This is a genomic window from Micromonospora sp. BQ11 (assembly GCF_052068135.1).
Lineage (GTDB): Bacteria > Actinomycetota > Actinomycetes > Mycobacteriales > Micromonosporaceae > Micromonospora.
Map to the genome: position 1 here is coordinate 31,872 of NZ_JBQHDB010000015.1, position 24,991 is coordinate 56,862.

General features: G+C 68.8%; 26 protein-coding genes and 3 pseudogenes. 10 read left to right on the forward strand and 19 right to left on the reverse strand.

All coding sequences use genetic code 11. The features are described 5' to 3' along the window. Positions 1 to 258 precede the first annotated feature (258 nt). The gene (locus ACTMSW_RS26030) at positions 259 to 642 is read right to left on the reverse strand and encodes a VOC family protein (RefSeq protein WP_441183320.1); all 384 of its coding nucleotides are present in this window, start codon (positions 640 to 642) and stop codon (positions 259 to 261) included. A 105-nt stretch (positions 643 to 747) separates the two neighbouring features. On the opposite strand from ACTMSW_RS26030, the gene ACTMSW_RS26035 reads away from it, so the two are divergent. The 3 genes from ACTMSW_RS26035 to ACTMSW_RS26045 all read left to right on the forward strand — a co-directional run bounded on the left by ACTMSW_RS26035 (position 748) and on the right by ACTMSW_RS26045 (position 2,635). Next, on the forward strand, positions 748 to 1,005 hold the full coding sequence (locus ACTMSW_RS26035; RefSeq protein WP_441183321.1) for a hypothetical protein: 258 nt from the start codon (positions 748 to 750) through the stop codon (positions 1,003 to 1,005). Positions 1,006 to 1,226: 221 nt separating this feature from the next. Continuing rightward, the gene (locus tag ACTMSW_RS26040) at positions 1,227 to 1,577 is read left to right on the forward strand and encodes a PadR family transcriptional regulator (RefSeq protein WP_441183322.1); all 351 of its coding nucleotides are present in this window, start codon (positions 1,227 to 1,229) and stop codon (positions 1,575 to 1,577) included. Between the two features lie 56 nt (positions 1,578 to 1,633). Beyond that, a complete protein-coding gene (locus ACTMSW_RS26045; RefSeq protein WP_441183323.1) occupies positions 1,634 to 2,635 on the forward strand; it encodes a hypothetical protein in 1,002 nt (333 codons plus the stop codon). A gap of 122 nt (positions 2,636 to 2,757) precedes the next feature. Here the strand turns inward: ACTMSW_RS26045 and ACTMSW_RS26050 are convergent. After that, a pseudogene (locus ACTMSW_RS26050) lies at positions 2,758 to 3,372 on the reverse strand (IS6 family transposase); the annotation flags it as partial. A 173-nt stretch (positions 3,373 to 3,545) separates the two neighbouring features. On the opposite strand from ACTMSW_RS26050, the gene ACTMSW_RS26055 reads away from it, so the two are divergent. Together ACTMSW_RS26055 and ACTMSW_RS26060 are read left to right on the forward strand one after the other, a co-directional pair. After that, a complete protein-coding gene (locus tag ACTMSW_RS26055; protein ID WP_441183324.1) occupies positions 3,546 to 3,911 on the forward strand; it encodes a PadR family transcriptional regulator in 366 nt (121 codons plus the stop codon). A 1-nt stretch (position 3,912) separates the two neighbouring features. After that, positions 3,913 to 4,500, forward strand: a complete 588-nt coding sequence (locus ACTMSW_RS26060; protein ID WP_441183325.1) for a hypothetical protein — start codon at positions 3,913 to 3,915, stop codon at positions 4,498 to 4,500. Positions 4,501 to 4,567: 67 nt separating this feature from the next. Here the strand turns inward: ACTMSW_RS26060 and ACTMSW_RS26065 are convergent. Together ACTMSW_RS26065 and ACTMSW_RS26070 are read right to left on the reverse strand one after the other, a co-directional pair. Continuing rightward, a pseudogene (locus tag ACTMSW_RS26065) lies at positions 4,568 to 5,103 on the reverse strand (IS5 family transposase); the annotation flags it as partial. A gap of 247 nt (positions 5,104 to 5,350) precedes the next feature. After that, on the reverse strand, positions 5,351 to 5,689 hold the full coding sequence (locus ACTMSW_RS26070) for a hypothetical protein (RefSeq protein WP_441183326.1): 339 nt from the start codon (positions 5,687 to 5,689) through the stop codon (positions 5,351 to 5,353). Between the two features lie 165 nt (positions 5,690 to 5,854). Between ACTMSW_RS26070 and ACTMSW_RS26075 the strand changes: the two genes are divergently transcribed. Next, positions 5,855 to 6,385 carry a GNAT family N-acetyltransferase gene (locus ACTMSW_RS26075; protein WP_441183327.1) on the forward strand — a complete coding sequence of 177 codons (531 nt, stop codon included), beginning with the start codon at positions 5,855 to 5,857 and terminating at the stop codon, positions 6,383 to 6,385. Between the two features lie 245 nt (positions 6,386 to 6,630). Here ACTMSW_RS26075 and ACTMSW_RS26080 read toward each other — a convergent pair whose 3' ends face one another. The 3 genes and pseudogenes from ACTMSW_RS26080 to ACTMSW_RS26090 form a co-directional block, all read right to left on the reverse strand. Further along, positions 6,631 to 8,310: a ThuA domain-containing protein gene (locus ACTMSW_RS26080; protein ID WP_441183328.1), complete on the reverse strand. Its 1,680-nt coding sequence runs from the start codon at positions 8,308 to 8,310 to the stop codon at positions 6,631 to 6,633. A gap of 52 nt (positions 8,311 to 8,362) precedes the next feature. Then, positions 8,363 to 9,967 (reverse strand): BNR-4 repeat-containing protein, encoded by a 1,605-nt coding sequence (locus ACTMSW_RS26085; protein WP_441183329.1) that lies wholly within the window; start codon positions 9,965 to 9,967, stop codon positions 8,363 to 8,365. A gap of 132 nt (positions 9,968 to 10,099) precedes the next feature. Continuing rightward, a pseudogene (locus ACTMSW_RS26090) lies at positions 10,100 to 10,243 on the reverse strand (VOC family protein); the annotation flags it as partial. Between the two features lie 251 nt (positions 10,244 to 10,494). On the opposite strand from ACTMSW_RS26090, the gene ACTMSW_RS26095 reads away from it, so the two are divergent. Next, the gene (locus ACTMSW_RS26095) at positions 10,495 to 10,941 is read left to right on the forward strand and encodes a nuclear transport factor 2 family protein (RefSeq protein WP_441183330.1); all 447 of its coding nucleotides are present in this window, start codon (positions 10,495 to 10,497) and stop codon (positions 10,939 to 10,941) included. Between the two features lie 216 nt (positions 10,942 to 11,157). On the opposite strand, the gene ACTMSW_RS26100 is transcribed toward ACTMSW_RS26095, so the two are convergent. The 3 genes from ACTMSW_RS26100 to ACTMSW_RS26110 form a co-directional block, all read right to left on the reverse strand. Beyond that, positions 11,158 to 11,619: a YdeI/OmpD-associated family protein gene (locus tag ACTMSW_RS26100; RefSeq protein ID WP_441183331.1), complete on the reverse strand. Its 462-nt coding sequence runs from the start codon at positions 11,617 to 11,619 to the stop codon at positions 11,158 to 11,160. Between the two features lie 134 nt (positions 11,620 to 11,753). Further along, positions 11,754 to 12,416: a GyrI-like domain-containing protein gene (locus tag ACTMSW_RS26105; protein WP_441183332.1), complete on the reverse strand. Its 663-nt coding sequence runs from the start codon at positions 12,414 to 12,416 to the stop codon at positions 11,754 to 11,756. After that, positions 12,370 to 12,933, reverse strand: coding sequence for a PadR family transcriptional regulator (locus ACTMSW_RS26110; protein WP_441183333.1), 564 nt, complete (start codon positions 12,931 to 12,933; stop codon positions 12,370 to 12,372). The genes ACTMSW_RS26105 and ACTMSW_RS26110 overlap by 47 nt, the downstream gene beginning before the upstream one ends. A gap of 189 nt (positions 12,934 to 13,122) precedes the next feature. Here ACTMSW_RS26110 and ACTMSW_RS26115 point away from each other — a divergent pair, with 189 nt between their 5' ends. Further along, positions 13,123 to 13,374, forward strand: coding sequence for a transcriptional regulator (locus ACTMSW_RS26115; RefSeq protein ID WP_441183334.1), 252 nt, complete (start codon positions 13,123 to 13,125; stop codon positions 13,372 to 13,374). A gap of 113 nt (positions 13,375 to 13,487) precedes the next feature. On the opposite strand, the gene ACTMSW_RS26120 is transcribed toward ACTMSW_RS26115, so the two are convergent. Further along, positions 13,488 to 14,453 (reverse strand): LysR family transcriptional regulator, encoded by a 966-nt coding sequence (locus ACTMSW_RS26120; protein WP_441183335.1) that lies wholly within the window; start codon positions 14,451 to 14,453, stop codon positions 13,488 to 13,490. A gap of 72 nt (positions 14,454 to 14,525) precedes the next feature. Here ACTMSW_RS26120 and ACTMSW_RS26125 point away from each other — a divergent pair, with 72 nt between their 5' ends. Continuing rightward, the gene (locus ACTMSW_RS26125; protein ID WP_441183336.1) at positions 14,526 to 15,590 is read left to right on the forward strand and encodes a DMT family transporter; all 1,065 of its coding nucleotides are present in this window, start codon (positions 14,526 to 14,528) and stop codon (positions 15,588 to 15,590) included. Here ACTMSW_RS26125 and ACTMSW_RS26130 read toward each other — a convergent pair. The 3 genes from ACTMSW_RS26130 to ACTMSW_RS26140 all read right to left on the reverse strand — a co-directional run bounded on the left by ACTMSW_RS26130 (position 15,538) and on the right by ACTMSW_RS26140 (position 17,598). Further along, the gene (locus ACTMSW_RS26130; protein WP_441183337.1) at positions 15,538 to 16,260 is read right to left on the reverse strand and encodes a glutamine amidotransferase; all 723 of its coding nucleotides are present in this window, start codon (positions 16,258 to 16,260) and stop codon (positions 15,538 to 15,540) included. The two genes, ACTMSW_RS26125 and ACTMSW_RS26130, sit on opposite strands and share 53 nt — an antisense overlap. Positions 16,261 to 16,415: 155 nt before the next feature. Next, positions 16,416 to 16,940 (reverse strand): hypothetical protein, encoded by a 525-nt coding sequence (locus ACTMSW_RS26135; RefSeq protein ID WP_441183338.1) that lies wholly within the window; start codon positions 16,938 to 16,940, stop codon positions 16,416 to 16,418. 112 nt (positions 16,941 to 17,052) lie between these two features. Next, positions 17,053 to 17,598 (reverse strand): carboxymuconolactone decarboxylase family protein, encoded by a 546-nt coding sequence (locus ACTMSW_RS26140; protein WP_441183339.1) that lies wholly within the window; start codon positions 17,596 to 17,598, stop codon positions 17,053 to 17,055. Between the two features lie 377 nt (positions 17,599 to 17,975). On the opposite strand from ACTMSW_RS26140, the gene ACTMSW_RS26145 reads away from it, so the two are divergent. Next, on the forward strand, positions 17,976 to 18,128 hold the full coding sequence (locus tag ACTMSW_RS26145) for a hypothetical protein (RefSeq protein WP_441183340.1): 153 nt from the start codon (positions 17,976 to 17,978) through the stop codon (positions 18,126 to 18,128). Positions 18,129 to 18,211: 83 nt separating this feature from the next. Here ACTMSW_RS26145 and ACTMSW_RS26150 read toward each other — a convergent pair whose 3' ends face one another. The 5 genes from ACTMSW_RS26150 to ACTMSW_RS26170 form a co-directional block, all read right to left on the reverse strand. Continuing rightward, the gene (locus ACTMSW_RS26150) at positions 18,212 to 18,829 is read right to left on the reverse strand and encodes a MarR family winged helix-turn-helix transcriptional regulator (RefSeq protein WP_441183341.1); all 618 of its coding nucleotides are present in this window, start codon (positions 18,827 to 18,829) and stop codon (positions 18,212 to 18,214) included. Positions 18,830 to 19,208: 379 nt separating this feature from the next. Beyond that, positions 19,209 to 20,099, reverse strand: a complete 891-nt coding sequence (locus ACTMSW_RS26155; RefSeq protein WP_441183342.1) for a hypothetical protein — start codon at positions 20,097 to 20,099, stop codon at positions 19,209 to 19,211. 883 nt (positions 20,100 to 20,982) lie between these two features. Further along, positions 20,983 to 21,597: a protoglobin domain-containing protein gene (locus tag ACTMSW_RS26160; protein WP_441183343.1), complete on the reverse strand. Its 615-nt coding sequence runs from the start codon at positions 21,595 to 21,597 to the stop codon at positions 20,983 to 20,985. A gap of 210 nt (positions 21,598 to 21,807) precedes the next feature. Continuing rightward, the gene (locus tag ACTMSW_RS26165) at positions 21,808 to 22,644 is read right to left on the reverse strand and encodes a TIGR02452 family protein (RefSeq protein WP_441183344.1); all 837 of its coding nucleotides are present in this window, start codon (positions 22,642 to 22,644) and stop codon (positions 21,808 to 21,810) included. A 149-nt stretch (positions 22,645 to 22,793) separates the two neighbouring features. Next, positions 22,794 to 24,986 (reverse strand): hypothetical protein, encoded by a 2,193-nt coding sequence (locus ACTMSW_RS26170; protein ID WP_441183345.1) that lies wholly within the window; start codon positions 24,984 to 24,986, stop codon positions 22,794 to 22,796. Positions 24,987 to 24,991 lie beyond the last annotated feature (5 nt).

The window sequence follows — 24,991 nt, forward strand, 5'->3', positions numbered from 1 at the left end:
ACTGTCATGCCAGAAATTGTCCGGCTATCGGGGTCGTGCCCGGCAGGGCACGCGACGGCGTCTCGGTCGTAGAGGTTGAGCGTCGCATGCCGGCCTGACGGGTAGGCGGCTCGGTGGCAACCTCTGCGCGGTCGCCGGACCACAGCATGTGAAAGTTCCCACGGCGCTCAAGACGACAGCCGGCACCCGCCGGGCGGGGAGCACCGAACCCTGACCACTTCGCCAATGACGCCCTCGAACTCGTACTCCATCACGGCATCACGCCACGCAGAACTCGTTGCCCTCGGGGTGCTGCATGACGACGTGCCCCAAGACGTCGCCGTACCACTCCTCGCGGACCACCGTCGCGCCGGCGGACATCAGCTCGGGGACCTTCTGCCGGATCAGTCGTGCGCGCTCGGTCATGTCCCAGAGGCCTGGGCCGGCCACCCGTACATCGATGTGCATCCGATTCTTGGCGGTCTTGCCCTCGGGCACCTTCAGGAAGCCGATGGCGGGCCCCCTGCCGTCCGGGTCGATGATGGAGGCACTGTCGGGCTCGTCAAAGCCGGGCTCCTTGACGTACCCCAGGGCACGTGCCCAGAAGGCCGCGATCTGCTGGGGATCGTCGGCATCGCATCCCAAGGTCCAGTGGGTCGCCATGGCGCCAACGTACGCGAGCCGGGACGCGAAGTCCGCGCCTCGCGGCATGAGAGTAGTTCGATCTCAGGTACGAGTGGCGCCGGCGTCGCCGAGATGTAGGTGGCTGTGGCCGGGGTCGATTCGACGGTAAGCGCCATCAAGGGGCTGTTGAACAGATCGGCGGCGGTCGCGGCTGTCGTCGCCGGCGGGGGCTTACAGGGGGTACAGGAGGTTGTGGGTCGCGGCGAAGTGGTGGTCGTCGCGTGGTGGTGTCCGCCCGAGCAGGTGTTCGGCCGCGCGGTTGCGGCGTTCGCTTCCGAGGCCGAGGCCAACACGGGTCAGGGTGGGATGGCTGGTAAATGGGATGAACGCCTCGACCGGTAGCGACGACTGGGTGACCCAGAGGTCCTGGATTGGGCACTCTCCTACGGGACCTGGGTCACGCCCTTGGCCGTCGTTGCTCTCCGTACTGCAACCACCTCTAGGTCGAAGGGGTAGCGCTTGCTCAGCGGCAGAAGCGTGTGCCAGATCGCAGATCGAGGATTGTTCGGTCGCAGCCGGTGGCGATGTTCTCTTATACCTTCGTAGCCGATATATTGTGCCGCGTGGAAACTCCACTGCGTGAACCCACTTTCCTGATCCTCACAGCCCTCGCCGGCGAGCCGATGCACGGCTACGGCCTGATCGCCGAGGTAGCCCGACTGTCCGACGGCCGCATCTCGCTGCGGCCCGGCACGCTCTACGGCGCGCTGGACCGGCTGGTCGATGCGGGCTTGGTGGCTGTCGACCACGAGGAGATCGTCGACGGCCGGCTGCGTCGCTACTACCGGCTCACCGATCCGGGCGGCGAGTTGCTGGCCGCCGAGACCGAACGCATGCGCCGCAACGTCAAGGCGGCAACCACCCGGCTGCGCGCCGCCAAGGCCGCGCCCCGCCCGAGCCGAGGATTCGCATGAGCTTGCCGGAAAGCCAGCCGGACCGCCCGGAAGGGCATGACCAAGGACGCCCTGCGATGACCGATCTTGAACGGCGCTACGCACGCTGGACGGCGCTGTTCTATCCGGCCGACTATCGGCGCACGCGTGGCTCGGAGCTGGTGGACACCTACCTGTCCCTGGCCGCGCCCGACCGTAGGAGACCCTCGCCGGCCGACATCGCGGACCTCGCGGCCGGTGGGCTGCGCCAGCACCTGCGGACCGCACGGGGCCTCGGTCCCGGCTTCCGGCTCGCCGGCCTGCTCGCGCTGACGACGGCGACCGGGTGCGCGACCGGGTGGACGATTCTCGAGGCGCTCGCTCCCACACCGTCCTGGTCTTCGCAGGTCGGGCCGTTTCTGTCACTCGCCGTCGCGGCGTGGGCGACCTGGTTGCTCGCCGCCGTGGTGTACCTCGCGGCGAGCGGCCGATGGTTTCGCTGGGCGGTCAGCCTGGCCATACTGGTGACTGCCGGCATCGTGCCGGCCGCGGCGCTGACCGGATTGCCCCGCCCGCCGCTGTCGGTGCTGCTACCCCAGATTGCGCTCGGTGTCGTCGCGCTCGGTGCGACGGGCCAGCGCCTCTGGCGGGTGCGGCTCATGCCGATCGTCGCTGCGGCGGCGATCCTGCCGTTCGCCATCGGCACCGCACCCACCTTGGATTTCATCAGCGGCTACTACAATCTCGCCGCAACGGCCCTGCCCGCCGCTGCGGTGACGCTGCTGATCGGCGCGCTGCTGATCGCGCTCAGCCTAGCCGTCCGGCGCGACTACCACGGCGCATGGGCGATGCTGATCCTGCTCACGCCCATCGGGATGCTCGCGGTGAACCCGCTCGGCGCGGCGCTTGACAGCTCCGGCCCCGGCCGGGCCGTGATTCCGGCGTGGTCATCCATGCTCCTCGCGTCCGTGCTGGTGGCCGTGATCGGACCGATGCTGGTGTCGCTGGCCCTTGCGGCACGGGGACGGCTGTCTGGGGGCCGCCGTCCGCACGGACCGGATCATGGCCCCACCTGCGGCGCACCCTCGACATCCGCGTAGTCCACCGCACGACCGAAGCCACCCTGGTCGACATCGTGCACGGCGCACTCCGGATTCTCAGCCGGGCGCTGTTGCGTGGTGGATCGGTGGGCGCGCCAAGCCGCATCAGCGGGCGCACGCCAGATCGCTCGGGCCAGTTCGGTGAACGCTGCAGCCACCCGGGTCGCGGGTGACGCGGCGAGTCCGAGGCGGTACGGTCCGAACGTAGCCCGCGCATCGGTCCGAGTCGGTGCTTGAGCTGGCTGTGGTCGGCCTCGATCGGATTGTTGGCATGCCGTTCTACGTGGTGCCCCGCCGACGGGACCAGGTGCTCAAGCACCCTGGTGTAGGCGGGGGGGCGTCGGTGACGACCTCACTGGGCGTGACCCTCAGCATGGTCAGCGCCCGGGGAAGAACCGCCGGGCCGCGGCGGCGTCCCGACGCGGTGAGACGAGTACGTCGATGACCTGCCCGTGTTGATCGACGGCTCGGTAGACGTACCGCCAGATGCCCTTGACCTTGATGTAGGTCTCGTCCACGAACCAGCGGTCACCGAGTGGCGGGGTGAACCGCTGCACCCACCGGTAGACGGTGACGTGATCCACCTCGACACCGCGTTCGACCAGCGGTTCCTCGACATCTCGGCAGGAGAGGTCGAAGCGCAGGTACCAACGCGCCACCAGGACGATCACCTCGGGTGGGAACCGGAACCCGACACACGCCGACGCCGGCGGAGACCAGGACCGAACACGAGACACCGCCCTCACCGGGCAAGCTGATGTCGATCATGTTTCGCCCAACGCAACAGAACCAATCGCGGTACTCGGGCGATGGGGGATGGCGCGGGTGGCGGCACGGCGGCGTGCACTCCACCAGTACATGGCGCACACAGGTACTAGACTAAGCAAGGTACCTGTCGTAGTCTTTATGTGTGAATCAGATCCACGACCCGCAACTGCTCAAGGGCGTGCTGTCACCGCTGCTGCTGTGGCTGCTCGCCGAGCGGGAGTCCTACGGCTACGAGTTGGTGCAACGCCTGCGCCAGATCGGGCTTACCGGGATCGCCGACGGCACTGTCTATCCGGCACTCGCCCGACTGGAACGCGAAGGCCGGGTCAGTACCCGCCTCGTCGCCTCCCGCTCCGGCCCCGCCCGCAAGTACTACCGGCCCACAGACGACGGCTACGCCGCCCTCGCCGAGAGCACGGGGAACTGGCTGTCGCTGACCGAGATCGTAAGCCCGGTGCTCGCCCGCCCGGTTCCACCCCAACCCGCGCCACCCGCAGAGGAGAACTGACATGGACCGGCCCACCCACACCGAACTGCGCCCGGCCGACCGGCTGCGGATCGAACGCGCGGTCTGGACCCTCAACGCCCACCTCGACAACCTGCCCAACCGTGCCAAGCGGGCCAGGCGGCGCGAGACCCGGGCCAACCTCTACGCCGCCGCGGCTGAGGTGGGCGCGGCCGAGGCGATCCGAGGCCTCGGCGACCTGCGCCGGCTGGCGGCCGAGTACCGCACCGCCGAGTACGGCGAAACCGGCGCCCAGCCCTCGTACTCGGGCGCAGTGGTCGGCCTGCTGCTGGTCCAAGTAGCCGCCAGCGCCTTCATGCAAGGCGGCACGCACGCTTTCGTCGCTGGCCTGCTCGCCGCCGCCCCGGACGCCACTGGCACCTTCCAGTGGTCGGGCATCCCCTACCTGACCGCCCCCGTCACCGTCACCGCCGTCGACGGCACGCAACGCACCGCTGGAGGCGCATTCACCTCGCTGTTCTACCTGCTCTGGCTGGCCGCTTTCGTCCTCGGCGGACGGCTGTGGCGACTCCTGCCGATCTGGCGCCGCTGGCGGGCAGGAGACGCCGCCGCACCGGCACCCGGTAGGTAGTGCCCCGTCGCGTTGTCGCGTCCGGCGAGGTACACGAGCACCAGCAGTTCGAACTGAAGCGCGAGTGTTGGAGGCGGCGCCAGCAGATGATGGCGCAGGCGAGGGTGAGGACGGCTTCGTGGATGTCGTCGCGGATCTCCCAGCGGATGCGCAGGCGGCGGAACCAGTGCAGCAGGGCGATGGTCTGCTCGACGACCCACCGTCGGGTGCCGAGGCCGGAGCCGTGGGGTGTGCCGCGTCGGGCGATGACCGGGGTGATGCCGCGGGCGCGGAGCTGCCGGCGGTGGCAGTCATAGTCGTAGCCCCGGTCGGCGTAAATCCGCTCGGGTCGTTGCCGGGGTCGGCCGCGGATGCCCTTGATCGGTGGGATCTTGTCGACCAGGGGCAGCAGTTGGGTGACGTCGTGTCGGTCGCCGCCGGTCAGGCCTGCGGCGAGGGGGATGCCGCCCGCGTCGGTGATGACGTGGTGTTTCGAGCCTGGCTTGCGGCGGTCGTTCGGGCTCGGACCGGTTTCGGGCCACCTTTGAGCGCCCGAATGTGGGAGCCGTCGATCACCGCCCGCGACATGTCCAACTGCCCGGCCGCCCGCAGCTTGCTTAGCAGACGTCTGACCGACGAATCCGCCGCGCAGTTGGGCGCCCTGCTCGATGGTTCGTCGATCTGGAGTCGCAGGGCATAGACCTACGCGCATCAAGGTCGGTGCCATCGGTGGCGGTCGACGCCGCGTTCACGGCGGCAGATCCGGTCGCTGGCGCCGTTCTGCGAACGGGACGCTTCGGGCGGAGACCAGAACCAGATACCTACCCTGGCCGCCACTGTGGTCGGCCGCGGAATATTCCCCCGCTTGGCCTCACTTCCTGTTCCAGACCGCATTCTGATCGGTGCTCGGGTCCTTCATGGTGAGGGTCTTGCCGTCGGCGCTCAGCGTGCCGTCCACGGAGTACTTGGTGATGCCGCAGTCGAACTCGAACTGGTACGCCCGTCTGCCCTGACTCTTGGTGGCGCCGGTGCATGAGATGCCCACACTGGCCGACAGTGAGCCGTCGTCGCGCACCGTCATCGTCCGCGAACCGTTCTCCGCCATGACCCAGGTGCCAGCGAGCGACGGGCCATCGCCACCTCCACAGCCAGTCGCGAACAGCGCGACGCCGAACGCTGCCAACCCGGCCTGTCTCCAGCGAGTACGCACGTCTACCCCTCCCCCTGTGCCGCAAGCCTAACGACAGCGGGCGATACGCACCCGATCGCGTCGCGGCGAGGCCAGCACTTGCCCGTCAACGCCCGCTCATCTGCGGATGCGTGCGAAGAACGTCGGGGCGAGGCGCGTTGCTCGCCGCTGGCTAGATTGGGTCGCATGCGCACCATCGCGAGCGACCGGCTCCTGCTGCGCCCCTGGCGCGATGACGACGCCGACTTCCTTCTGGATCTCGAGTCGCGCTGGGAGGTCGTGCGATTCCTGGGCGCGCGGCCCGCGATCATGAACAACCGCGAGGACGCCCTCGCCTCGATCGCACGTCGCCGCGCCATCGACGACCCGATCCACGGGATCTGGGCCATCACCACAGCGGCCGACGGCCGGCTGGTGGGAAACCTCCTGCTCAAGCCGATTCCCCTGTCAACCGGGCAACCTGCCGGCGGGCCGACCGACGTCGAGATCGGCTGGCATCTGCATCCCGACGCCTGGGGGCACGGCTACGCCACCGAAGCAGCGGCGACGGTCCTGCACGACGCGTTCCACCGAGGTCTGGCAAGGGTCATCGCGGTCACGGATCCGGACAACCGCGCCTCCCAGGCCGTCTGCCAACGCCTCGGCATGACACACCTCGGCCGGACGACCAGGTATTACGACACGCCGAACGAACTCTTCGAGAAACTGGCCGACTGATCGGCGATGACCGCCACAACCGCCTCCGCCCCTCCCCACCGCCACATCCGCACATCGGCACGAGCCGCGCCCTGCGCTGTCGTGTCGGCTGCCGCCCTCAACGACGTGGGGGTCCGACGTCGCCTCCGACGCGCCGGTCGCCCACGCCGAGGGCGTCCGGGCGGCCGGTGCCGGCCTTGACGAGGCGGGTTGTGTGCAGGGGCACCCGGTGAAAGGCGATGACCGGGTGCCCCTGCCAACCTCCGTCAGCCGGTGACGGTCAGCGTGTCGATGTTGAACAGCGGACCGTCACCGCCGCTGAACGTCAGGAACAGCGGACCGGTGCCGTTGCCGTTGAGCGTGGTGGAGACGGTCTGGAAGGTTTCCCAGCCGCCGGTGACCGGCACCTGCACCGTGCCCAGCACCGGGCCGGTCTGCGAGCCCGACCGGATGGTGATGGTGCCGCCGAGGCCGCCGGAGGAGATCACCGCGGAGAAGCCGGTGCGCCCCACCGTGCTGACGTGTGAGTAGCCGGCCCAGTAGCCGTTACGGACCCGGCCGAGGGTGTCGCCGCCGCTGGCGGTGGGCTTGGCGATGCGCTGAACCCCGTAGGAGGAGGTGTACGACTCCCCCTCGACGGTGAGCGCGGCGCCGGCGAGCTCCTTGATACGGACGTTGCGGAACGACACGTCGTCGCCGACGCCGTGGTTCTGCAGGCCGATGTAACCCCGCAGGGTGCGGGAGGTGTCGGTGTTCGTGTAGTCGTTGATCTTCACGCCGTTGAGGAAGACCTGCACCCGCTCGCCCTGCACGAGCAGCTCGTAGGTGTTCCACGACCCGGGCGGGTTGAGGGCCGCGTCGCGGGCGGCGGTGTTGGCCGCCTTGCGGCGGTAGACGGAGCCGGTGGTGCGGTCGGCGGCGTCGGTGGCGTCGATCTGGATCTCGAACGCGCCGGAGTCGTACGAGCCGGGCGTCGACGTCGTCGGGTATCCGATCATGACGCCCGAGTTGTCGTCGCCGTCCATCATCCAGTCGAGCTTCAGCGAGTAGTTCGCGAACTGCTTGGCCGAGTACCAGAGGGTGCCGAACTCGCCGTACGACTTCAGGGTGGCGTTGGAATTGGTGAACCCACCTCCCCCGGCCTGCGACCAGCCCGTGGTGGATCCGTTGTAGAGGGTGGTGTAGCCGTTCTCGGGCCGGCAGTCCTGCTTGGCGAAGCCGGCCGCGTACCGGATGCCGCCGAGCAGGTGGGTGCGGAAGCCGCTCTCGCCGAACGACGCGGCGGTGTGCCCGCCGCCGGTGTAGAACGAGCGTCCGTTGCCGACCGTCTTGCACCAGGCGATGGGGTGGTCGCCCATGTTGCCGCCCGTGAAGCTCGACTCGTCGAGGCTGGCCAGTACGTGCACCGACGAACGCGGGTTGGTGAGGTAGTTGTACCACTCGTCGGTGCGCGTCCAGGTCTTGCCGAGGTGCGCGGTGGCGGAGTGCGCGCGGTCCTCCACCGTGATGTTCGCCTGGGTGATGGACGCGTGATAGTCCAGCCAGGCGCCCACAAGCTGCCCGTAGAACGGCCAGTTGTATTCGGTGTCGGCGGCCGAGTGGGTGCCGACGTACCCGCCTCCGCCGTTGATGTACGACTCGAACGCGGTCTGCTGTGTGGCGTTCAGGACGTCGCCGGTGGTGTTGAGGAAGACCACCGCCTCGAACTGGGCGAGATTGCTCGCGGTGAACGCGGCGGCGTCCTCGGTGGCGGTCACCGTGAAGTTGTTCGCCGCACCCAGGTCCCGGATGGCCTGCAGGCCGTTGGCGATGGAGGCGTGCCGGTAGCCGGCGGTCTTCGAGAAGACGAGCACCTGGTACGCCGGGTCGGCGGCCTGCGCGGGTGCCGCGCCGACGGCGGCGGTGAGCAACGCGGCCGCGACCGCGCCGATGATCATGCGTCTCATGGATGTCCTCCGTGGTTCGTGGGATGGCGACGGTCGTGTCCCGGGCAGGGACTCAGCCGGTGACGACGACTTCGCGGACCAGGACGTCGCTGGCGGGTGTCGTGGGATGGGTGTCGGTCACGCGCAGGGTGACGAAGTAGCGACCCGGTTGGGCGTACCGGTGGCGGGGGGTGGCCCCGGTGGCGGTGGTGCCGTCGCCGAAGGTCCACGACCAGGAGGCGACGGTGCCGTCGGGGTCGGCGGAGCCGCGGGCGTCGAAGGCGACGGTGCGCGGGTCGCCGCTGACGGGGGCGGCCGTGAACGACGCGGTGGGTGCGGTGTTGCCGCCCGGTCCGGTTCCGGTACGCAGCATGCGGGTGCGGTAGCGGGTGTAGCTGGGGTAGTCGCCGGCCATCCAGACCACGTCCAGGGCGCTGCCGCGGGGCAGGCCCCACGGGGAGAACGGCCGCATGTTCGGCTCGGTGGAACCGGAGGTGAGGGCTTCGGTGCTCCAGCTGGTGCCGCCGTCGGGGGTGGTCCACCGCTCGATCTCGAAGACCCCGTCGACCTGCCGGGACATGAGCACTACCGACGGGTCGTCGTGGTCCAGGGTGATGCCGCCGGAGTAGTTGGGCTCGGCCGGGTCGCCGCTGATCGTCCCGCCGGCCGCGGTGAGTTCGCGGTCGAACCAGCCGGTGCCGGTCCAGCGGGCGTAGCGGTACCGGTGGTCGGCGTCGGTGGGGAACGTGGCGTACGTGATCACCGGGTGTCCGGAGCTGTCGATGGCGATGTCGTGCACCCAGGCCTTGGCGCCGTGCGTCGCGGCGTCGTACACCTTGGTCGCCTGCGCCGGTGTCACCGCGGTGCCCATCGGTCCGATGCGGGTGCCGTCGGCCCGGTAGAGGCTGCCCGCCCGGTAGTACATGTAGTAGATGCTGGTTCTGAGGTTGCGGGGGTGCGCTTCGGTGAAGGCGAAGTGGATGGTGTCGCGGCCGTTGGCGGCGACCTTGAGGTAGGGCCGGTGCCCGGGTGAGGAGATCAGCCGGGTGGCCGTCGTCCACTGGTCGCCGCCGTTGGTGGTGGAGTAGGCCGGGTTGAAGTCCCCGCCGCGCCAGAACAGGTACAACCGGTTGTTCTCCCCGGACAGCTGCACCGGGTTGGGGTAGGTGTATCCGTAGCCGCCGGCGGTGTTGGTGGGCACCTGCTTGATCGGCTCCCAGGCGGAGACGTCCTCGGGCTTGGCCGACCGGCGGTAGTACATGGCCGAACCGCCGTGGGCGGACCAGAAGACGACGACCCGCCGATCGGGGCGGATCACGATGGCCGGGTTGTTGTGGTCGTCGATCTGGAATCCGGTGGTCACCACCGACGTGGTGCGATGCCCGGTCGCGTGGTCGTACATCGCCACCCGGATCTCGCCGTTTGAGGTGATGAAACCGAGGTAGGTACGCCGGTGAGTGCCGTGGTAGTACACCCCACGGGGGTCGGCGAACCAGCACCAGGCGCCACTGCTGGCCAGTTCCGTACGGGGGACGGGTCCGGCCGCTTGCGCCGCCGAGGGCTTCGCACCCGCCATCGCCGGCTGGCTGCCCGGACAGCTGGCCAGGAGAAGCAGTACCGCCGCAGCGGTGATCAGGAGCCGCCGCGGCAGCCCCGCCGTCTGTCGCGCATCAACCATCGCCACCACCACCGAAGAGAGATCCGCCGTCGGCTTCCCACACAATCCCGGGAAAGCGCTTTCCTCGCACAAGTTTATCCCCTGCGCTTTCCGGAGGGAAGCATCGATGTCTGGCGTTGTTTCCAGCGGCGGCATGAGCTCGTAGCCGTCCGGGTCCAGGCCGCAGTAGATGCGCGCCCACCCGACGTCCTCCGTTTCGAGCGTCACCGGCAGACCCTCTCGCCGCCGGAGTGCGTGCGTCGCGTCGAGGTCAGCGGGTGGTACGACGAGCACGAAGCGTCACGAGCGACGCCGGGCCCGTACGCGGCCTTCGACGCCAACTGACCCCATCGGTGAAGGGGCGCCTCGAGTCGAAGCGCCCCTTCACCACAGCCTCGCCAGCCTGCTGTCCGGGCCGTTTCGGCCCGGCAACCAGTCTCGTTCATCAGCTGCGACCATCGTCAGCACGATCCTTGAATCTGGGCATGGTCGACGACGGGCAACGCCGACCGCACCTTCACTCGACCACCACAAAGAGGAGTGATGACATGCGCCAAGAGGATCTGATCGACCAGTTCGCCATCCAGCGGGTGATCACCGAGTATGCCTGGTTCGTGGACCGCCGAGACTGGGACGCTCTGGTGGCGACGTTCGCCGACACCGTGGTCGTCGACTACACCGCGATGAGCGGCGGCGAAGCAGAGACTCTCTCCGGCCTCGAGCAGGTAGATCGGTGGCGACGGGAGCTTGGCGTGTTGGATGGCACACAGCACGTGGTCACCGGGGTGATCGCCGATGTGACGGGCGATACCGCCACCGCAACCGCCAACGTGCTGGCTTGGCTACGACGCGACAACGTGCCGGGCGGACGGCTGTGGCACAACGGCGGCACGTACGAGTTCGAGCTGCGCCGCGTAGGCGAGCGATGGCGAATCAGCAGGCTGGTAGGCCGAGCCATCTGGATCGAGGGAAACATCGGTGTCTTCGCACAGTGACCCGAGTACTCACAATTTCCCAAGCCGACCAGGAGCCAGGCCCATCGGCGGTCCCCGCGAACACGGCCCCGAGTTCGCGTGCAACGACCCGGCCACAGGTGGAGGCGGGTGTGAGGGTGCCGGTGGCGGGGTGAGGCTCCCGGTAAGACCAGCGCCTCAACCCCGGCCACCAAGCCCTGCTCGCGTTGACGCATCTACGCAACGGTGAGCGGCAGATCAGTGCACCTGATCCTGTAGGTCCGCGATGAGTTCGGTGATTCGTCGTGCGCGCGTGTCCGGTCGCTTGGCCTGGTCGACGCGATACAGGCGCCGCCGTCGTGCCGGCGCCGGCAGGGCCTCCCAGCGCTCCGTCGAGCCGGCGTCGACGAGCGCCTGCCGGACGTCCTCAGCCAGGTCCACGACATCGGGATCGGCCGGTTCGAGGACGCCGTCGACACGCTCGTCGGGCTCGAGCCCGACACGGCGCTGCAGTGAGTCACCGGCCCACAGGAACGAGCCGTCGACAACGGGTGCCCGATTCAGGGCCACATTGACGTGGGCGCCATCGATGGTGCCGCTAACACGCCTGGTGCCTTCGCGACGGGCATCGTCGGCGAGTCCGTCGGGCACGCGGATGATGTGATACCGATTGCGGCCCCAGTGCAGCGCTTCGACGTGGCCGGTAAATCGATGTTCCACTTTGTCCTTGTGTCGCCCGGCGGTTCGCGGCTGACTGGCGTGACCGGACAAAGAATACTGCCAGGGCGCGCCGACACGGGAATCAACGTGGCGACCAGGCGTGGGCACGATCGGCGAATGGCTCCGATCCGGCCCTACGAAACAGGCCCCAGAGACACCGTCCTCGAGTCGATGGTGACCGGCTGCCTGAGGATGGTGCGTTGCTTGCTGGCTGCGACCTTGCGGAAGTCGCTGAGGTAGATCTCGTGGTGAGTTCCGGCCATGCGAAGCCCGTTGGCGGGGATGTACTGATGATGGAGGTGTGCGAGCAGGTCGGCCTCGTCGTCGAAGGAACCCACGTGCAGCGTCTGCACGCACCGCCCCTCGGCCAGCGTCTGGAGGCGGACGTCGTCGAGACGCGCCGGTCGGTGCTTGGCACCGGCTTGCCCGATGGCGGTAGCGACCATGGACTGGTCGATCCAGTCGGGGACCATGAGCATCAGCGTCCAGTGCCACCGTGCCTTGTGCCGTGCGGTGGTGAAGGACGCCATGTCCTCGGCCCACCACAGACCCTCCAGGGGCGGAACGACGTAGTCGCGCCCGAGGTTGCGCTTGCTGGCGAACTTCAGCTTGTACGCCGTCGGGTAGAGCGCCTCGATCGCCTCGGTGAAGGCGGGCGAGGTGTTGGGGTCGCCGCGGCCGTCGATCATGAGGTACTGCATGTCGGGCACGTCGACTGTCCGGAACCGGCCCCGTCGTGCCTGGTAGGCGTCAAGCGTCTTCTTGAAGTCGATCTTGTCGGCGGTCTGGTTCGTCATGCGACACCTGGACTCGGGTGGCGAGCCACTGCCTTTCTGCATCCATCATGCTCAGGGAGTAGGAGAAGACCTCGCGCGCTGCGCGCGGAAGGGCATCGGGCACGTGCTGTGCCGCCTGGACCGCGGCGATCCGGGCTTCCAACTGCGCCAGCCGGGTACGCAGCGCCTGCTCGTACTGCTGTGCCGTGAGCATGGTCAGGTTGGCGACGCCGACCAGCAGTGGCTGCGGATGCGGACGCGCCTCGGCGATGAAGGCCAGCGCGTTACGTGCCGCGACGCGGCGGCCCTCGGCGGTGGGATGGAAGACGCGGCGGGACTTGGCGGCGGCCGGAGCCTTCGGCACATGGAGCAGACCGCGCCGTTCCAACTTGGCGAGCAGGTAGTAGATCGAGGAGAACCCGATGTCGGTCCACTGCCGAATGCCCCGCTGCTCGATCACCTGCTCCAGGTCGTAACCGTGCTGCGGCCGTTCGATGACCAGGCCCAGCACGGTCAGCTCAGCAGGAGTCAGCTCCACCGCTATATTCTAAGGCTGGAATACACGCACGTGTCGACACCGACGGCGGGTGTCGAGCTCCGACGGCGCGAGGGTCATCAGGAGAGCGGAAACGCTCACCGTACGAGTCCGGATCGAGCGCTCACCGTCGGACCTACCGTCAGCTGCGCCACGCCGCCCGCCGGTGCGCACTCCCCTTATCGTCGGGAGATGCCCCCCGAGACCATCGAGACTGTCGCCCGTACCCGCGCCATCACCGCGGCGGCAGTTCTCCAGCAGCAGGTCGACCTGCGCGCCTATCCTCACCGGCACCTCGCGGTGGTCGCCTACGCCGCCGGCGGCGACAGCATCAGCCAGGCGCTCGCCGCCGCCGACCATCTCAGCTACAGCGGGTGGGAGCTGGTCAACGTGACGCAGCTGGGCAGCACCAGAACACTGCACGCCTTCATGCGCCGCCGGTGAACGCAGGGGCTACGCCCGTCGGCTGCGGGTAGGCGGCCGCCCTGATCGCCATGGCGTACGGCACGGTCGTCGAAGAGGCTCCGGCTGCGACAGCGTGTGGTGGCGCGGACGGGCTACCGGACAGCACCGCGGGGTCGCGAGGAGGTCTGCCCGTTCGACTCGGATTCGGCGACCTGGTCCGCCTGCTTCGTCACGGCCGTCAGGAGGGCGGTCAGCGCGGGAGCGGGCGGGGTGTCCCGGGTGACGGCGAAGAGGCGGCGCTTGAGGGCGACTTCGGCGACGTCCCGGATCGCGACAGCGGGATCGTCGGCGGGCAGGGCCAGTGCCGGCAGCAGAGCGACCGCGGCCGAGGCGCGGACGATCTCGAGTTGGACATCGGCGTCGCTGCAGCGATGCCGCACATCGGGGTCGTATCCGCCGAGCGACCGGCAGGTTCCGACGACCATGGCGTGGTGGCCGGTGCCCTCGGCGGAGACGGCCCAGACGTCGGTCCGCAGGTGGGCGACCGCGACGGGTCCCCCCGACCGGGCCAGCGGATGCGCTGCCGGTAACACGATCTTCAGCGGCTCTTCGAGCAGCACCGTGAAGCGCAGTCCGGCCGGGCGGGGCCGGGGATGACCGTCGTACTCGTCGCCGATGACCAGGTCGACCGTGCCCAGACGCAGACCGGGCAGGGACTGTTCGAGTTCGAGCTCGAAGATCTCCATGCGGACCTGTGGGTGATCGGCTCTCAGTCGGGCCAGGGCGGGGACGAGCAGGCGCCGGGCCGCCGATTGCAGGCCCCCGGCGCGTACGGTGCCCCGGGTGTCGTCGCTCAGCGCGGCCAGGTCGGCCTCCGCCGCCTCGGCCGCCGACAGCAGTACGCGTGCGTGCTGGGCCAGGAGGTGTCCGGCGTCGGTGAGCCGGACGCCCCGCCCGGCCTTGTCGAAGAGCCGGGTGCCGATCTCCTTCTCCAAGATGGCGAGCTGTTGGGAGACCGTCGAGGGGCTGTAGTCCAGCGCTGCGGCGACCGCGGCCAGGGTGCCGCGCTCCTCGAACTCCCGCAGGAAACGCAACCGCCGGAGATCCAGTGCAACCATGCGGTGATCCTAACGAGTTCACTCCAGGAATCATCGCTGGAGGTGACGAGTCACGTCACGGATCCTCAAGGCATGGGTCCCGCACTGTGCCTCCTGTCCGCCGCATGTTTCGGCGCTATGGCGGTCTTCGGCAAGTTCGCCTACGACGCCGGCGTCTCGCCCGAGTCGCTGCTGCTCGTCCGCTTCACCCTTGCCGCTGTGCTGCTGGGGATGGTCCTTCTCCTGCGGCCGGCCCTGCGCCGCGCAGAACCCGACCAGCGCGGACGCGAGGCGGCCAGCCGGCCGACCTTGACGCGCGGCCGGGTGTTGGCCACCGCCGTCGGGCTCGGTGCCGTCGGCTACGCCACGCAGGCGAGTCTGTTCTTCTCGGCGTTGGAACTGATGGACGCCTCGCTCCTGGCCCTGATCCTCTACACCTACCCGGTCCTGGTCACCGTCGCCGCGGTTCTGCTCGGCCGCGACCGGCTCACCCCGAGGCGCGGCGCCGCACTGGTCGGCGCGTCGGCCGGAACGTTGCTGGTCCTGCTCGGTGCCGGCGGCGTCAGTTTCCATCCACTCGGGGCGTTGCTGGCCTTCGCCTCCGCGATCACCTACACGGTCTACATCCTGGTCGCCGACACAGTCGTGCACCGGCTGGCACCGGTGGTGCTGTCCGCGCTGGTGATGGCCGGCGCCGCCGGGACGCTCGGCGGCCGCACCCTGATCGCCGGCGGCGTCGACGTCGGTTTCGGGGTGTGGGGATGGTTCTGGCTGGCCTGCATCACCGTGGTGTCCACCGTCGTGGCGATGCTGGCCTTCTTCGCCGGCCTGAAACGGACCGGCCCGTCGACCGCCGCCATCCTGTCCACCTTCGAGCCGGTGGTCACCACTGCGCTGGCCACGCTCACCCTCGGCGAGACGCTGACGCCCGTGCAGCGCGCCGGCGGCGCCTTGGTGCTGTCCTCCGTCGCCGTCCTCCAACTGCGAGCCGACCGACACCACGCGCGGGCCAGCGGCAGATCGGACGTCTGGATAGCTCGGCGTGTACGACTCTCGGCCGCACCTGCAGCGCATGGACGGCACAGGGGCGTGGCACTGCGCGTCTCTACTCGTCCGGCTCGGCGTGGGGTGGTTCGATGCCGTCGAGCCAGGTCGTGAAGACCTGTCGGGCGCGTTCGGCGAGCCGCGGACCGTACCGCTCTGCGTCTGCTCGGATGGCTGAAGGGTCGATGTCGTGGCTGGCGAGCTCGTGGGCGTGGCCGACGAGCCACCGCTCGATCTGGGTATGGTCGGCTTCGAGGTGGAACTGAAGTCCCAGCACGTCGTGTCCGATCGCAAATGCCTGGTGGGGGAACCCGGGTGTTTCGGCCAGGAGCGCTGCCTCGTCCGGGATGTCGAACTGGTCGCCGTGCCAGTGCAGCACGGGAGTGTCGCGGAGTGGGCTCAGGACGCTGTCCTCTCCGGCGCTGCTGAGCGTCAGCGGCGCGTAGCCGACCTCGATGCGGCCGGTGGGCGTCACAGCTGTTCCAAGCGCGGCGGCGATGAGCTGCGCACCGAGGCAGATCCCGAGCGTGGGATCGCCGTGGCTGACACGCGCCGCGACAGTGCGGAGCTCGTCATCGAGGAACGGGTAACGCGCCGCGTCACCGACACCGACGGGTCCGCCGAGCACCACGAGCAGGTCGGCACCGGAAACAGGAGCATCGTCGATGGCGTCGACGCCTGCGTCGAGGTAGCGGCTGCGGTAGCCGCGCTCGGCCAGGAGTGGGGCGAGTATGCCGAGGTTTTCGAAATGTACGTGGCGAATCACGAGCGCGGTGCGGCTCATACCGGGATCCTCTCCGGCCAGGCGGCGCCGGGCCGATGGCAGCTGCACGGCAAAGGGCGGATGTCGTGGCAGTTCGGGTCAGGTCAACGGTCAGGGCCTTCGGCGTAGGTCGGAGTGCGATCACCCTTTCCGCCCTGCCCTCAGCGGATTGCCGCCTACCGAACCCGGCATCCGTGCTCGTCACAGTCCAGGGTTGAGCTGGACGAACCAGATTCGCCGGCAATGCCCTCGTTGATCCGGGGCTCTTCGCACACGAGGGCCATGATCTCCGCACCCAATTGAAGATCAGCTATGTGGCCGAACGACTGCCGACGCAGATGCCAGGACCGGTCGATCAGTAGCAGCGTCGGGGTGCCCTGCATGGCGTAGCGCCGCATGGTGGAAGGGATGGGGCCGCCATCGGGGCTCGGAGCGTCGACGGCTACCGGGAAGGCGACCTTGTACTCATGCAGGAAGGCCGCGAGGGCAGGCGGGCCCATGGCCTCGTGATGCTCGAACACGGTGTGCAGCCCGATGACGGCCACCTCATCCGCGGGGAACATGGCGTGTACGCGCTTGAGCTGAGGAATCGTCTGGTCCACACAGCCGGGGCAAAGCATCTGGAAGCCTGCTGCCACCACAACGCGGCCCTCGAGCGTGGATTGATCGATCGGCTGCTCGGTGTTGAGCCATTGGCTCACCGACCAGGGAGGCGCGGGTCGAGTTGCACGGGACAAGGTGATCTCCTCCGTTACTGCCGTGGGCGATGGGCCTGGCAGGCAGCGGGTGGTCGCCCGCTGCCTGCCGACGAGGTCAGGCGTCCTTGAGCAGGCGAACCTTCGGGAAGTCCACCGGAACGGAGAGCGCCACGTTGATGTAGTTGGTGAAGAGGTTGAGCGCCACGTGCGCCACCAGCTCCACCACCTCCTCGTCGTCGAACCCCGCAGTGCGGAGCGCCTCGACGTCCGCATCGGTCACGTGGGCACGGTTCTCCACGACCTTGGCAGCGAAGGTCAGTGCCGCCTCGGTGCGGGGGTCCTGCGAGCGCCCCGCCTGGGCCTCGCTCATCTCGTGTGCCGACGCGCCTGCCTTGCGACCAAGCGCAGAGTGGGCCGCGAGGCAGTACTCGCAGCTGTTGCGATCTGCGACCAGGACGGCGATCTGCTCGCCGAGCTTCGCACCGAGGCGGCCCTCGCCGAGCGCGCCGAAGCCGGCCCACATCATCTTCAAGGCCGCTGGGGAGTTGGCAACTGCACGGAACATGGCGGGAGTCGCACCGAAGGTGCTGGTGATGTCCTTGAGGACAGCTTCGCTCTCAGCCGGGACGGTCTTGGCATCGACGAGCTCTACTCGGGGCACGGGGGCCTCCTGTCACATTGGGTAAATGGTCACGGGACGTCCGACAAACGCCGGGAACCATTACCGGGCGTTGGGATGTTTTTCGGGTGTGACCAGCACGGCTGCGCACAATGCCGAGCGATCACCCTCCGCGGCGGGTTTATTGGCACCCAGACCGTTAGGACTACTATCAATCCGGAGATGAGTGGCGTCAAGACAGTTAGGACTACGAACTAGTGAGGTGAGTCTCAGCCGTCATGGGCAACATCAGGCCATCTCGGCGTCTCTACTCCGGCAGCTTGGGGATCCTGAGACCGGCTGAGCAGACAGCGCTTCGCCTTTGGTTGCAGCCGCCGTCAAGGTGCCGACGGTGCCGTGGGGCGTGTTCGCACGCCGTGGTGGTACGGGTCGCTGAGGCGGTCTGCCCGCCGGAACTGATGCCGTTCTACCGGCATTGGGGCGTCGCCGAGCAGGTCAACGACCCGGGGCGGCGACGTGCCCCCGACAGCGGCAAACGCCGCGCGGCGGCCCTTCCGGCCGCCTGCCCGTGATCGATCAACGGCCTCACAGCCGCGCTCCTCATGGCCGGCCGCCCACCCGATCGATTACGACCGATACTCCCAGGATCGACCCGTCATCGGGAAGATGATGCGGCATCCACCTCGTCGTGGTCCGGGCAGGCAACCCGCAGCTCCGCATCACCGAACGGCGCGTCCACAAAATGGCAATGATGCATACGCACGTCCTGAGGATGTGCGTCAGGCTCGAAAAATCTGCAGGTCAGGCACATACGGGAGATCGGAATCGCCTGACGCTCCTGCAATTCGCGCATCACTGTCGTAGCGCCCCGGAGCATGGCAGCGAAATCGGATTCCGAGAGCGCCGAGATCGCTTCGCTCAATGTTCCCGACACCACGCTCAGCCGTGCGGCTTCCGCTCGTCCAGCCGAGGTCAGCCGCAGCAGGACAGCCCGGGCGTCCTCGGGGTCTCGCGTTCCCTCGATCAGATTCTTGGCCCTGAGCACCCTCACGGCGTCGGAGACGGTCGGCGCGGTGGAGGCGAGGCCCACGACAATTTCGCCTTGCCGGCGCGGGCGCGGATCGCCGTGAAGAAACGCGATGATGTCAGCCTGCAACGTAGACAGGTTGTACGGACCGGCGTTGCGCAGGGCTTCCATGCGCACAGCCTGGCCGAGCCGGGCCAGTCCCAGCAGCAGTTGATGCGCTGGCGGCAGCCCCGGTACCTCCGACACGCGATTCACCCCCGGTCTGACGTGCCACCGACTGTGCCCTACGCACGCCCCGATGTAGTTGGCACACCAAAATGCTACCCGCAGCGCAGCCTCGCCTCGGCCTCCTACAACCCGTTCCCGCTGAGGAATGCCTGTGATGCGCTCCGACTGCCGGTGTACGGCAATGTCGTGGCGGTGAGCCACCGCAGGGCCGGCATCCGGAACGGCTCGCGGTGGGGATCCTGCGATCCCTGCCGGCGCGACTCGAAGGATTGTCCGCCCGCGAGCCGTCGCCCAACCTGGCGACACCACGCGAGACAGAGTCGCCGGCCACGTGCGACGAGACACGTGGCCGGCGATCCGCGGTCCTCCATTCACCGCCGATGGAAACGCGCAGGTCTTACCACGTGAACTTCCCGGGCAGCGACAGATCGCCGGACGCCACATCGAAGACGTTCTCCACTCGCAGGAGCGGGTCGTGGAGATCAGCGTTCACCTTCAGCGCCGCAGTGACACCGTCGTAGGAGAAGGATGACGGAAAGCCGAGTTCGTCCGCCGGCACCTCGATCTTGACGCTGGCTCCGGTCAGCCGGGTGGGGTAGGACGGGCTGTCGAGGTAGAGCGGAACACCGGGCCAGGTCTTCGGGAGGTCCGGCTTCTCGCCCGGCGCGATATCCCGCACCTTGAGCGCCCCGTCGGGTCGCGTGGTGTCCGGGACCAGCACGACCCAGTGGGCGTGCCACAGACGTCCGTCGTCGTCCGTCCGACCATTGTGATCCTCATCGACGAGAGGAGTGTCGTCGAAATCCGGATGGCTGGTGGCAGCCAGTGCGAGCACGCCGCTGTCCTTGGAGAAGCCCACCGCCGAGGGGTTGACCGAGACGGGCCATACGTAGCTGAGAACGGAACTGCCGGCGAACTGCCCAGAAGGCTCAGGGATCACCGATCCGGCGCGCCCTCGAACCTGCTCGGTGAAGATGAGGCGATCACCCTGCCGGCGGACGGTCGTCCTGACCAGATCGAAGGCGGTTGGCTTGGTGTTGCCAGCCTTCGAGGGGATCCCCTTCCCGTGAGACCTACCGTCGTCGTGGCGGTGGGAAGCATGATCGTGGTTGTTGTCGGCTTCGGTAACCGCGGTTGTGTTCGCCACCCTCTCCTGGGTCGCCGACGCCTGCTCGAGCCTCGCATCCGCGATGGCCGTCGCAGCCAGCGCCGCCACGGTGGCGATGGCCACCGGAAGGGTGACCTGCCGAGCCGTCCGGATCGATCCGAAATCCTTGAGTCGTGCCACTTGCCTACCTCCGATCGAGTTCCAGGATGGACGAGGTGATCCGGACGAAGGAGCCGTCCCTGACCGGCTCAGACCAGCTCCTCGACCCCGGACCGATGCCCGCGAGTTGTCGGGCGTCCCGTCCGCGGCCAAGGTCGACCGAGTGACGCCGGGGGTGAGCCGCTGATTACCGCCGTGGCCGGACCGGTAGTGCTCGCGCGACCTCACGACCATCTCCCGAGCGCTTCATCCATCCTTTGGCACTGCCAACAATATCCGCCGCCGAGGGATCTGCAAGCGTTGTGCGTGACCTCACACCGCTGGCGGCGTCCGCCGGCGACTCCCCGGCCTGCGGTTCTGCCACCAAGCCGACCGCTCCGCGACATCGAGCCCGCACGACTGTCGGACCAGCTCACGCGACGGGCGAGCCGCTCCGGTCAGCGCACGCAGGCTTGGCGGTCTGGGCGTCAGCGGTTCCAGGTCGGCGCCGACACCACGAAGCGGTGGCCCGATCGGTTACGGAGGCCAGGGGGTTGCGATCCAGTCGACCGGTCCGGCCTGACGCACTGGTCTAGCCGCCAGCCGCCCAGGCGGGGAGCACACGGTGGTGGCCCTGCGAAGAAGCCCGGGGAACCGTCCGGCTCGACATCCCAGTGTCGACATGCCTTCTCACGCTGCGCCGCGCGCAATTCCCGGTGCGCGACCACGCACGGGACGGCCGGTACCGCGGTCCAGGCAGGCAGGCGCCGATCCCGGCGACCCGTCGGTGTCGACGTCAGGAACTCGGGCGACTCTGGCTCTGCGCGGCACGCTGAGCAGCGCGGAGACCGAGCAGCGCCTGCCCAGACTGTCCGCACAACGAGGCGTACCTGCGTCTGGGTACAGAGGATATTGCGGTAGGCAGTTACCAGATGCCCTCGACGGCGTAGGGCCGAGACCAGAGAGCAATCTGCAAGGTGACTGACTTGGCCCAGGCTTGATGCATCGCCTCGACCTTCTCCTGATCGTGACCACCCTTCGCAAGGAAGGGTCGAACCGTCGCCGTCACCGGGTAGATGAATGCGATCAGGTGTCGCAGAGGGATAGCCGGCACCGAGTTCGCATGATCGGTCTTGTTCTTCTTCGCAGGTGTATGCCGGAGGGCGATTTCTTCCTGATAGTCGAGCCACTCTTGATCGTAAGGGCGCGTGCAGGTATCCATGATCCACTCGCCGAATCGCTGTCTGACACGGGCGAGGTAGTCGGGGATCGGATCGCCGTCCGGGGTCGAGAAATAGGCGACGAGGTGTGGGTTCTGTCCAACGAATCCGTACCACACCTCCAAGACGTCGTGGATCTGACCCGAGAGAACCTCGCCCGCTTCTCGAAGCGCCTGCTGGTCCGCCGGGCCGAACATGACGCTCGCCTTGAGCTGCTCCAGGTCTTGAAGACTGATCGGAGAACGCGCTACCTCCGGCTGCCCGTACGCGTAGCCCGGAGTGTTGCCGCCTGACGTCGACGGAGACGGTTTATCAGTCACGAATCCTCCTGCAGGACAACTTCTGACCGAAGCTAGCAGGGATGAAGTGAGCGCGTTGGCAAACCGGAATGAAGCCGTGCCGGCGCACCGCCTGGTCGGAATACCGCAGCAGCTCGTGACCGTGCAGTCAGCGGGTGAAGTTCGAACCGGAAACGGACCCGAGGTGCGCTGGCGGCGTGAAGCATGCGGCGTGAAGCATGCGAGCCACGCTCAGCCCCGATCGTTGCCACCCGCCGATGTCACGGCAGTGCCTGGAAAGAATTCCACGAACGTGCGATACACGGGTGTGCCCGGCAGACCATCGCGGATGGCGAACACCACGCGGTCGAATCGGTCGACCACCCGCAGCGCATCGGCGAACGCGTCGGCCACCGTGGTGGGATCGTTGCGGAACACCCCGCACCCCCACGCGCCCAGCACGATCGTCCGATGCCCGTGCGCAGCCGCGACCTCCAGCACCCGCCGGGCACGCCGGGCCAGCACCGCCGGCACGTCCGCAGCGTGCTCGGGCTGGTTGCGCATGACCGCGCCAAGGTTCGGCGCCGCAGCGGTCAGAAACGACGTGGTGTACGGCTGGTCGAGCAGGTTGCCCTTGTCGTCCCGGAACACCGGCACCTGCGGGCTGTAGATGACCCGGTCGCTGTAACGCAGATCCCGCTGCCCGCGGTGGAACGCATAGAACTCCGGGGCGGCAAGTAGGCACGGGTACAGCGCCGACGAGCGAGCGACGCTCTCCTCCTGTGCCTTTGCCCCGCCCAGGAAACCGCCACCCGGGTTCTTCGCCGACGCGAAGACCAGGCACGCCGCACCAGGCCCACATCGACGGGCCGCCTGCAACGTCGACTCGTGCGTCACCTCTACCGTGCCGGCGCCGGGCGCCGCGTTCTCCACCGCCAGCACCTCCTCCGGCACGTAGTGACGAGTGCCGGCGACCGCAGCACGTACCGCCCCGCCGATGACGACCTCATCACCGGCGCCATTGCGATAGCGTCCCGACTCGGCGATCGCCACCGTCTGCCGAGCGATCTCACGAAGACGACCACTCACGCGGCGCACCCGGATGCACCAGAACCAATGCTTTGCACGATGAGCAAGCTAGGCAATCCCGCCCCCGACCGGCAACCGGTTAGTGACCGCGGAGTACCAGGCGGAGCCGACCGCGTGGCGGTACCGCGTCACGTGCACCGGCCTCTTCTTCAACCGCCGATCAGGTGGGAGAGGCGGATGATCGCACCGGCGGAGAGGTCGACGACCACCGGAGGGGGCGGCGCCGGCGCGGCGCTGCCGTCGTTCCTCGTGAGCGTGGCCGAGACGGTGACCTTCCGGTCGAACGACGGGCGGTCCGCGACCAGAGGCTGGGCCAGGGTGACCTCGATCGAGGGCACGGCGGCCGGGAGGGCCGCGCGCGCCACGGCGACGCCGGAGACCGTGAAGGTGAGTTCCACCGCGGAGATCCCGGCCGCGATGAGGTCGACGTCCCGGAGGATCAGCACGGCGGTGTGCAGGTTCTCCAGGTAGACGTTGCGGACCGCGAGCTGGGCCGGGTCGGCGGGGTCGAGCCGTACCTCGGGAACCGTCCCCGCTGTGGCGGCGGCCAGCGTCACCTCGCCGTGCGGCGGGAGGGGTACCGGCGGGTCGAGCGGGGCACGCGCCCAGTCGCCGGTTCCGGATCGTGTCCAGAGCGCGATCACGGTCGCTGCCGTGTCGGCGCCGTTGACCAGCCCGGTCCCGGTGGCCCGTACCGGGCCGTCCGGGTAGGGACCGGCCAGCTCGTCGACGTCGAGGTGGGCGGTGGTGGCGAGGGTGAGCCGGGGGTCTCCGGTCTCGAAGGCCACCTGCGCCACCGCCTCGCCGCCGCGTAACTGGGTCACGACGACCACGGCGTCGGAGTAGTCCACCCGCAGCGCGAGTCGGACCGCGTCGTCGTCCAGCACGGCTCGGAGACCGCCGGCGACCGTGCTGTCGCGCACCGAGGCACCGGTGGACCCGACCGACGGCGAGGTGGGCAGCAGCAGCCGGACGTCTCGGCCGCCGGCGTCGGCCCGGAGCCGCGACTCCAGTTCGGCCAGTTCGGCCGGCGAGAGGTCGGGCACGCACCGGACCTGGAGTACGCAGGGAAGCCCGGCGTCGACGCCCGCGTCGAACACCTGCAACCACTCCAGTTCCGGCTGGCCGGCGGCGTCCCGGGCGACCCGGTAGTGCGCCGGCACGACGAGGTAGGTGGCCGGCTGCTGGAGGGACTCCCACACGGTGTACCGGCGCTCCCGGTCGTGCGCCGGCGCCTGGGCGTACCGCCGGGCGGGGACGCGACCGAGCTGGAAGGCGTCCTGGCAGCCGATCGGCTCGGGCTCGGCGCCCGTGCCCGGGTCCTGCCGGTAGAGGGTCGGATGGTCCCGGCACGGGATGAGCAGCGGCAGCCGGTGCTGTCGGGTGAGCAGGACCGCCATGTCGACGGAGAACGACTCCGGCTGCGGGGACGTCCCGTCCGGGGCCAGACCGTTGCCACCGATGTCGACGTCCAGCCCGTCGAGCGCATCGATCAGCAACGGCGTCTCGTCGCTGGCCAGGACGAACCGGCTGGCGCGGGGCAGTGGGAGCGGGACCTCCGGTCCGGTCAGCCGTAGCGCCTGGTCCACGACGTCGAGCAGACGCGCCGACCCGATCCCCACGACCTCGGAGACCGCCGGTACGCGCACCCGGGAGGTCACCCGCTCACGCCACTCGGGATGCTCCACCGGGATCGGGTGCTCCTCCCGTGGCGGTTCCTCGTACGGCCACCCCCGCCGGACCGGCACCAGCACGGCGCGGTCGACCTGCCCGCTGACCGGCGGCGCCTCCGCGACCGTCAGGCCGCTGGAGGGCACCATGGCCCAGGCCGCCTCGGTCTCCTGGACCGCGACGAAGGTGGAGTCGACGATGAGCCCGGCCACGTCGTCGGGCTGGAAGCCCGGCGTGCTCAGCGCCCCGTACGCCGCGCGGGCCAGTGGCCCGCTGATCTCCACCCGGCAGTGGACCACGCCGTCCCGCTCGGTCGCCTCGGCCGGCAGTTCGGTGGCGCCGGGCGTACCGGTGTCCGCGTCGATGTACGGGATCCGGAGCCGGACCGCGACCCCGGTGCGTTCGACCGGTCGTGCGTCCGGGTGCTCGGGGGGCGGCGGCGGGTACCGCAGCACGGCGGTCACCGTGGCGGCGATGCTGGGATCCCCCGCCTCGTCGTGGCCGGTCACCCGGAACTGGAACCGGAAGGTGCCCTCCGCCGCCTCGACCACCCGGGGAGCGGGTGCCCACCAGGGCGGACCCAGCCCCGAGTCCGGCAACAGGGCCTCTCCGTGGTCGGCATCCAGGATCCTCGGGCCCGGCTCTTCGGCGAGCATGCCTGGCGTGTTCATCGCCG

Coding starts and splice junctions, on each gene's coding strand:
- ACTMSW_RS26030 (WP_441183320.1), bottom strand. CDS start 642: ATGGCGACCCACTGGACCTTGGGATGCGATGCCGACGATCCCCAGCAG.
- ACTMSW_RS26045 (WP_441183323.1), top strand. CDS start 1,634: ATGACCGATCTTGAACGGCGCTACGCACGCTGGACGGCGCTGTTCTAT.
- ACTMSW_RS26060 (WP_441183325.1), top strand. CDS start 3,913: ATGGACCGGCCCACCCACACCGAACTGCGCCCGGCCGACCGGCTGCGG.
- ACTMSW_RS26075 (WP_441183327.1), top strand. CDS start 5,855: ATGCGCACCATCGCGAGCGACCGGCTCCTGCTGCGCCCCTGGCGCGAT.
- ACTMSW_RS26080 (WP_441183328.1), bottom strand. CDS start 8,310: ATGAGACGCATGATCATCGGCGCGGTCGCGGCCGCGTTGCTCACCGCC.
- ACTMSW_RS26085 (WP_441183329.1), bottom strand. CDS start 9,967: ATGGTTGATGCGCGACAGACGGCGGGGCTGCCGCGGCGGCTCCTGATC.
- ACTMSW_RS26095 (WP_441183330.1), top strand. CDS start 10,495: ATGCGCCAAGAGGATCTGATCGACCAGTTCGCCATCCAGCGGGTGATC.
- ACTMSW_RS26105 (WP_441183332.1), bottom strand. CDS start 12,416: ATGACGAACCAGACCGCCGACAAGATCGACTTCAAGAAGACGCTTGAC.
- ACTMSW_RS26115 (WP_441183334.1), top strand. CDS start 13,123: ATGCCCCCCGAGACCATCGAGACTGTCGCCCGTACCCGCGCCATCACC.
- ACTMSW_RS26120 (WP_441183335.1), bottom strand. CDS start 14,453: ATGGTTGCACTGGATCTCCGGCGGTTGCGTTTCCTGCGGGAGTTCGAG.
- ACTMSW_RS26125 (WP_441183336.1), top strand. CDS start 14,526: ATGGGTCCCGCACTGTGCCTCCTGTCCGCCGCATGTTTCGGCGCTATG.
- ACTMSW_RS26130 (WP_441183337.1), bottom strand. CDS start 16,260: ATGAGCCGCACCGCGCTCGTGATTCGCCACGTACATTTCGAAAACCTC.
- ACTMSW_RS26170 (WP_441183345.1), bottom strand. CDS start 24,986: ATGAACACGCCAGGCATGCTCGCCGAAGAGCCGGGCCCGAGGATCCTG.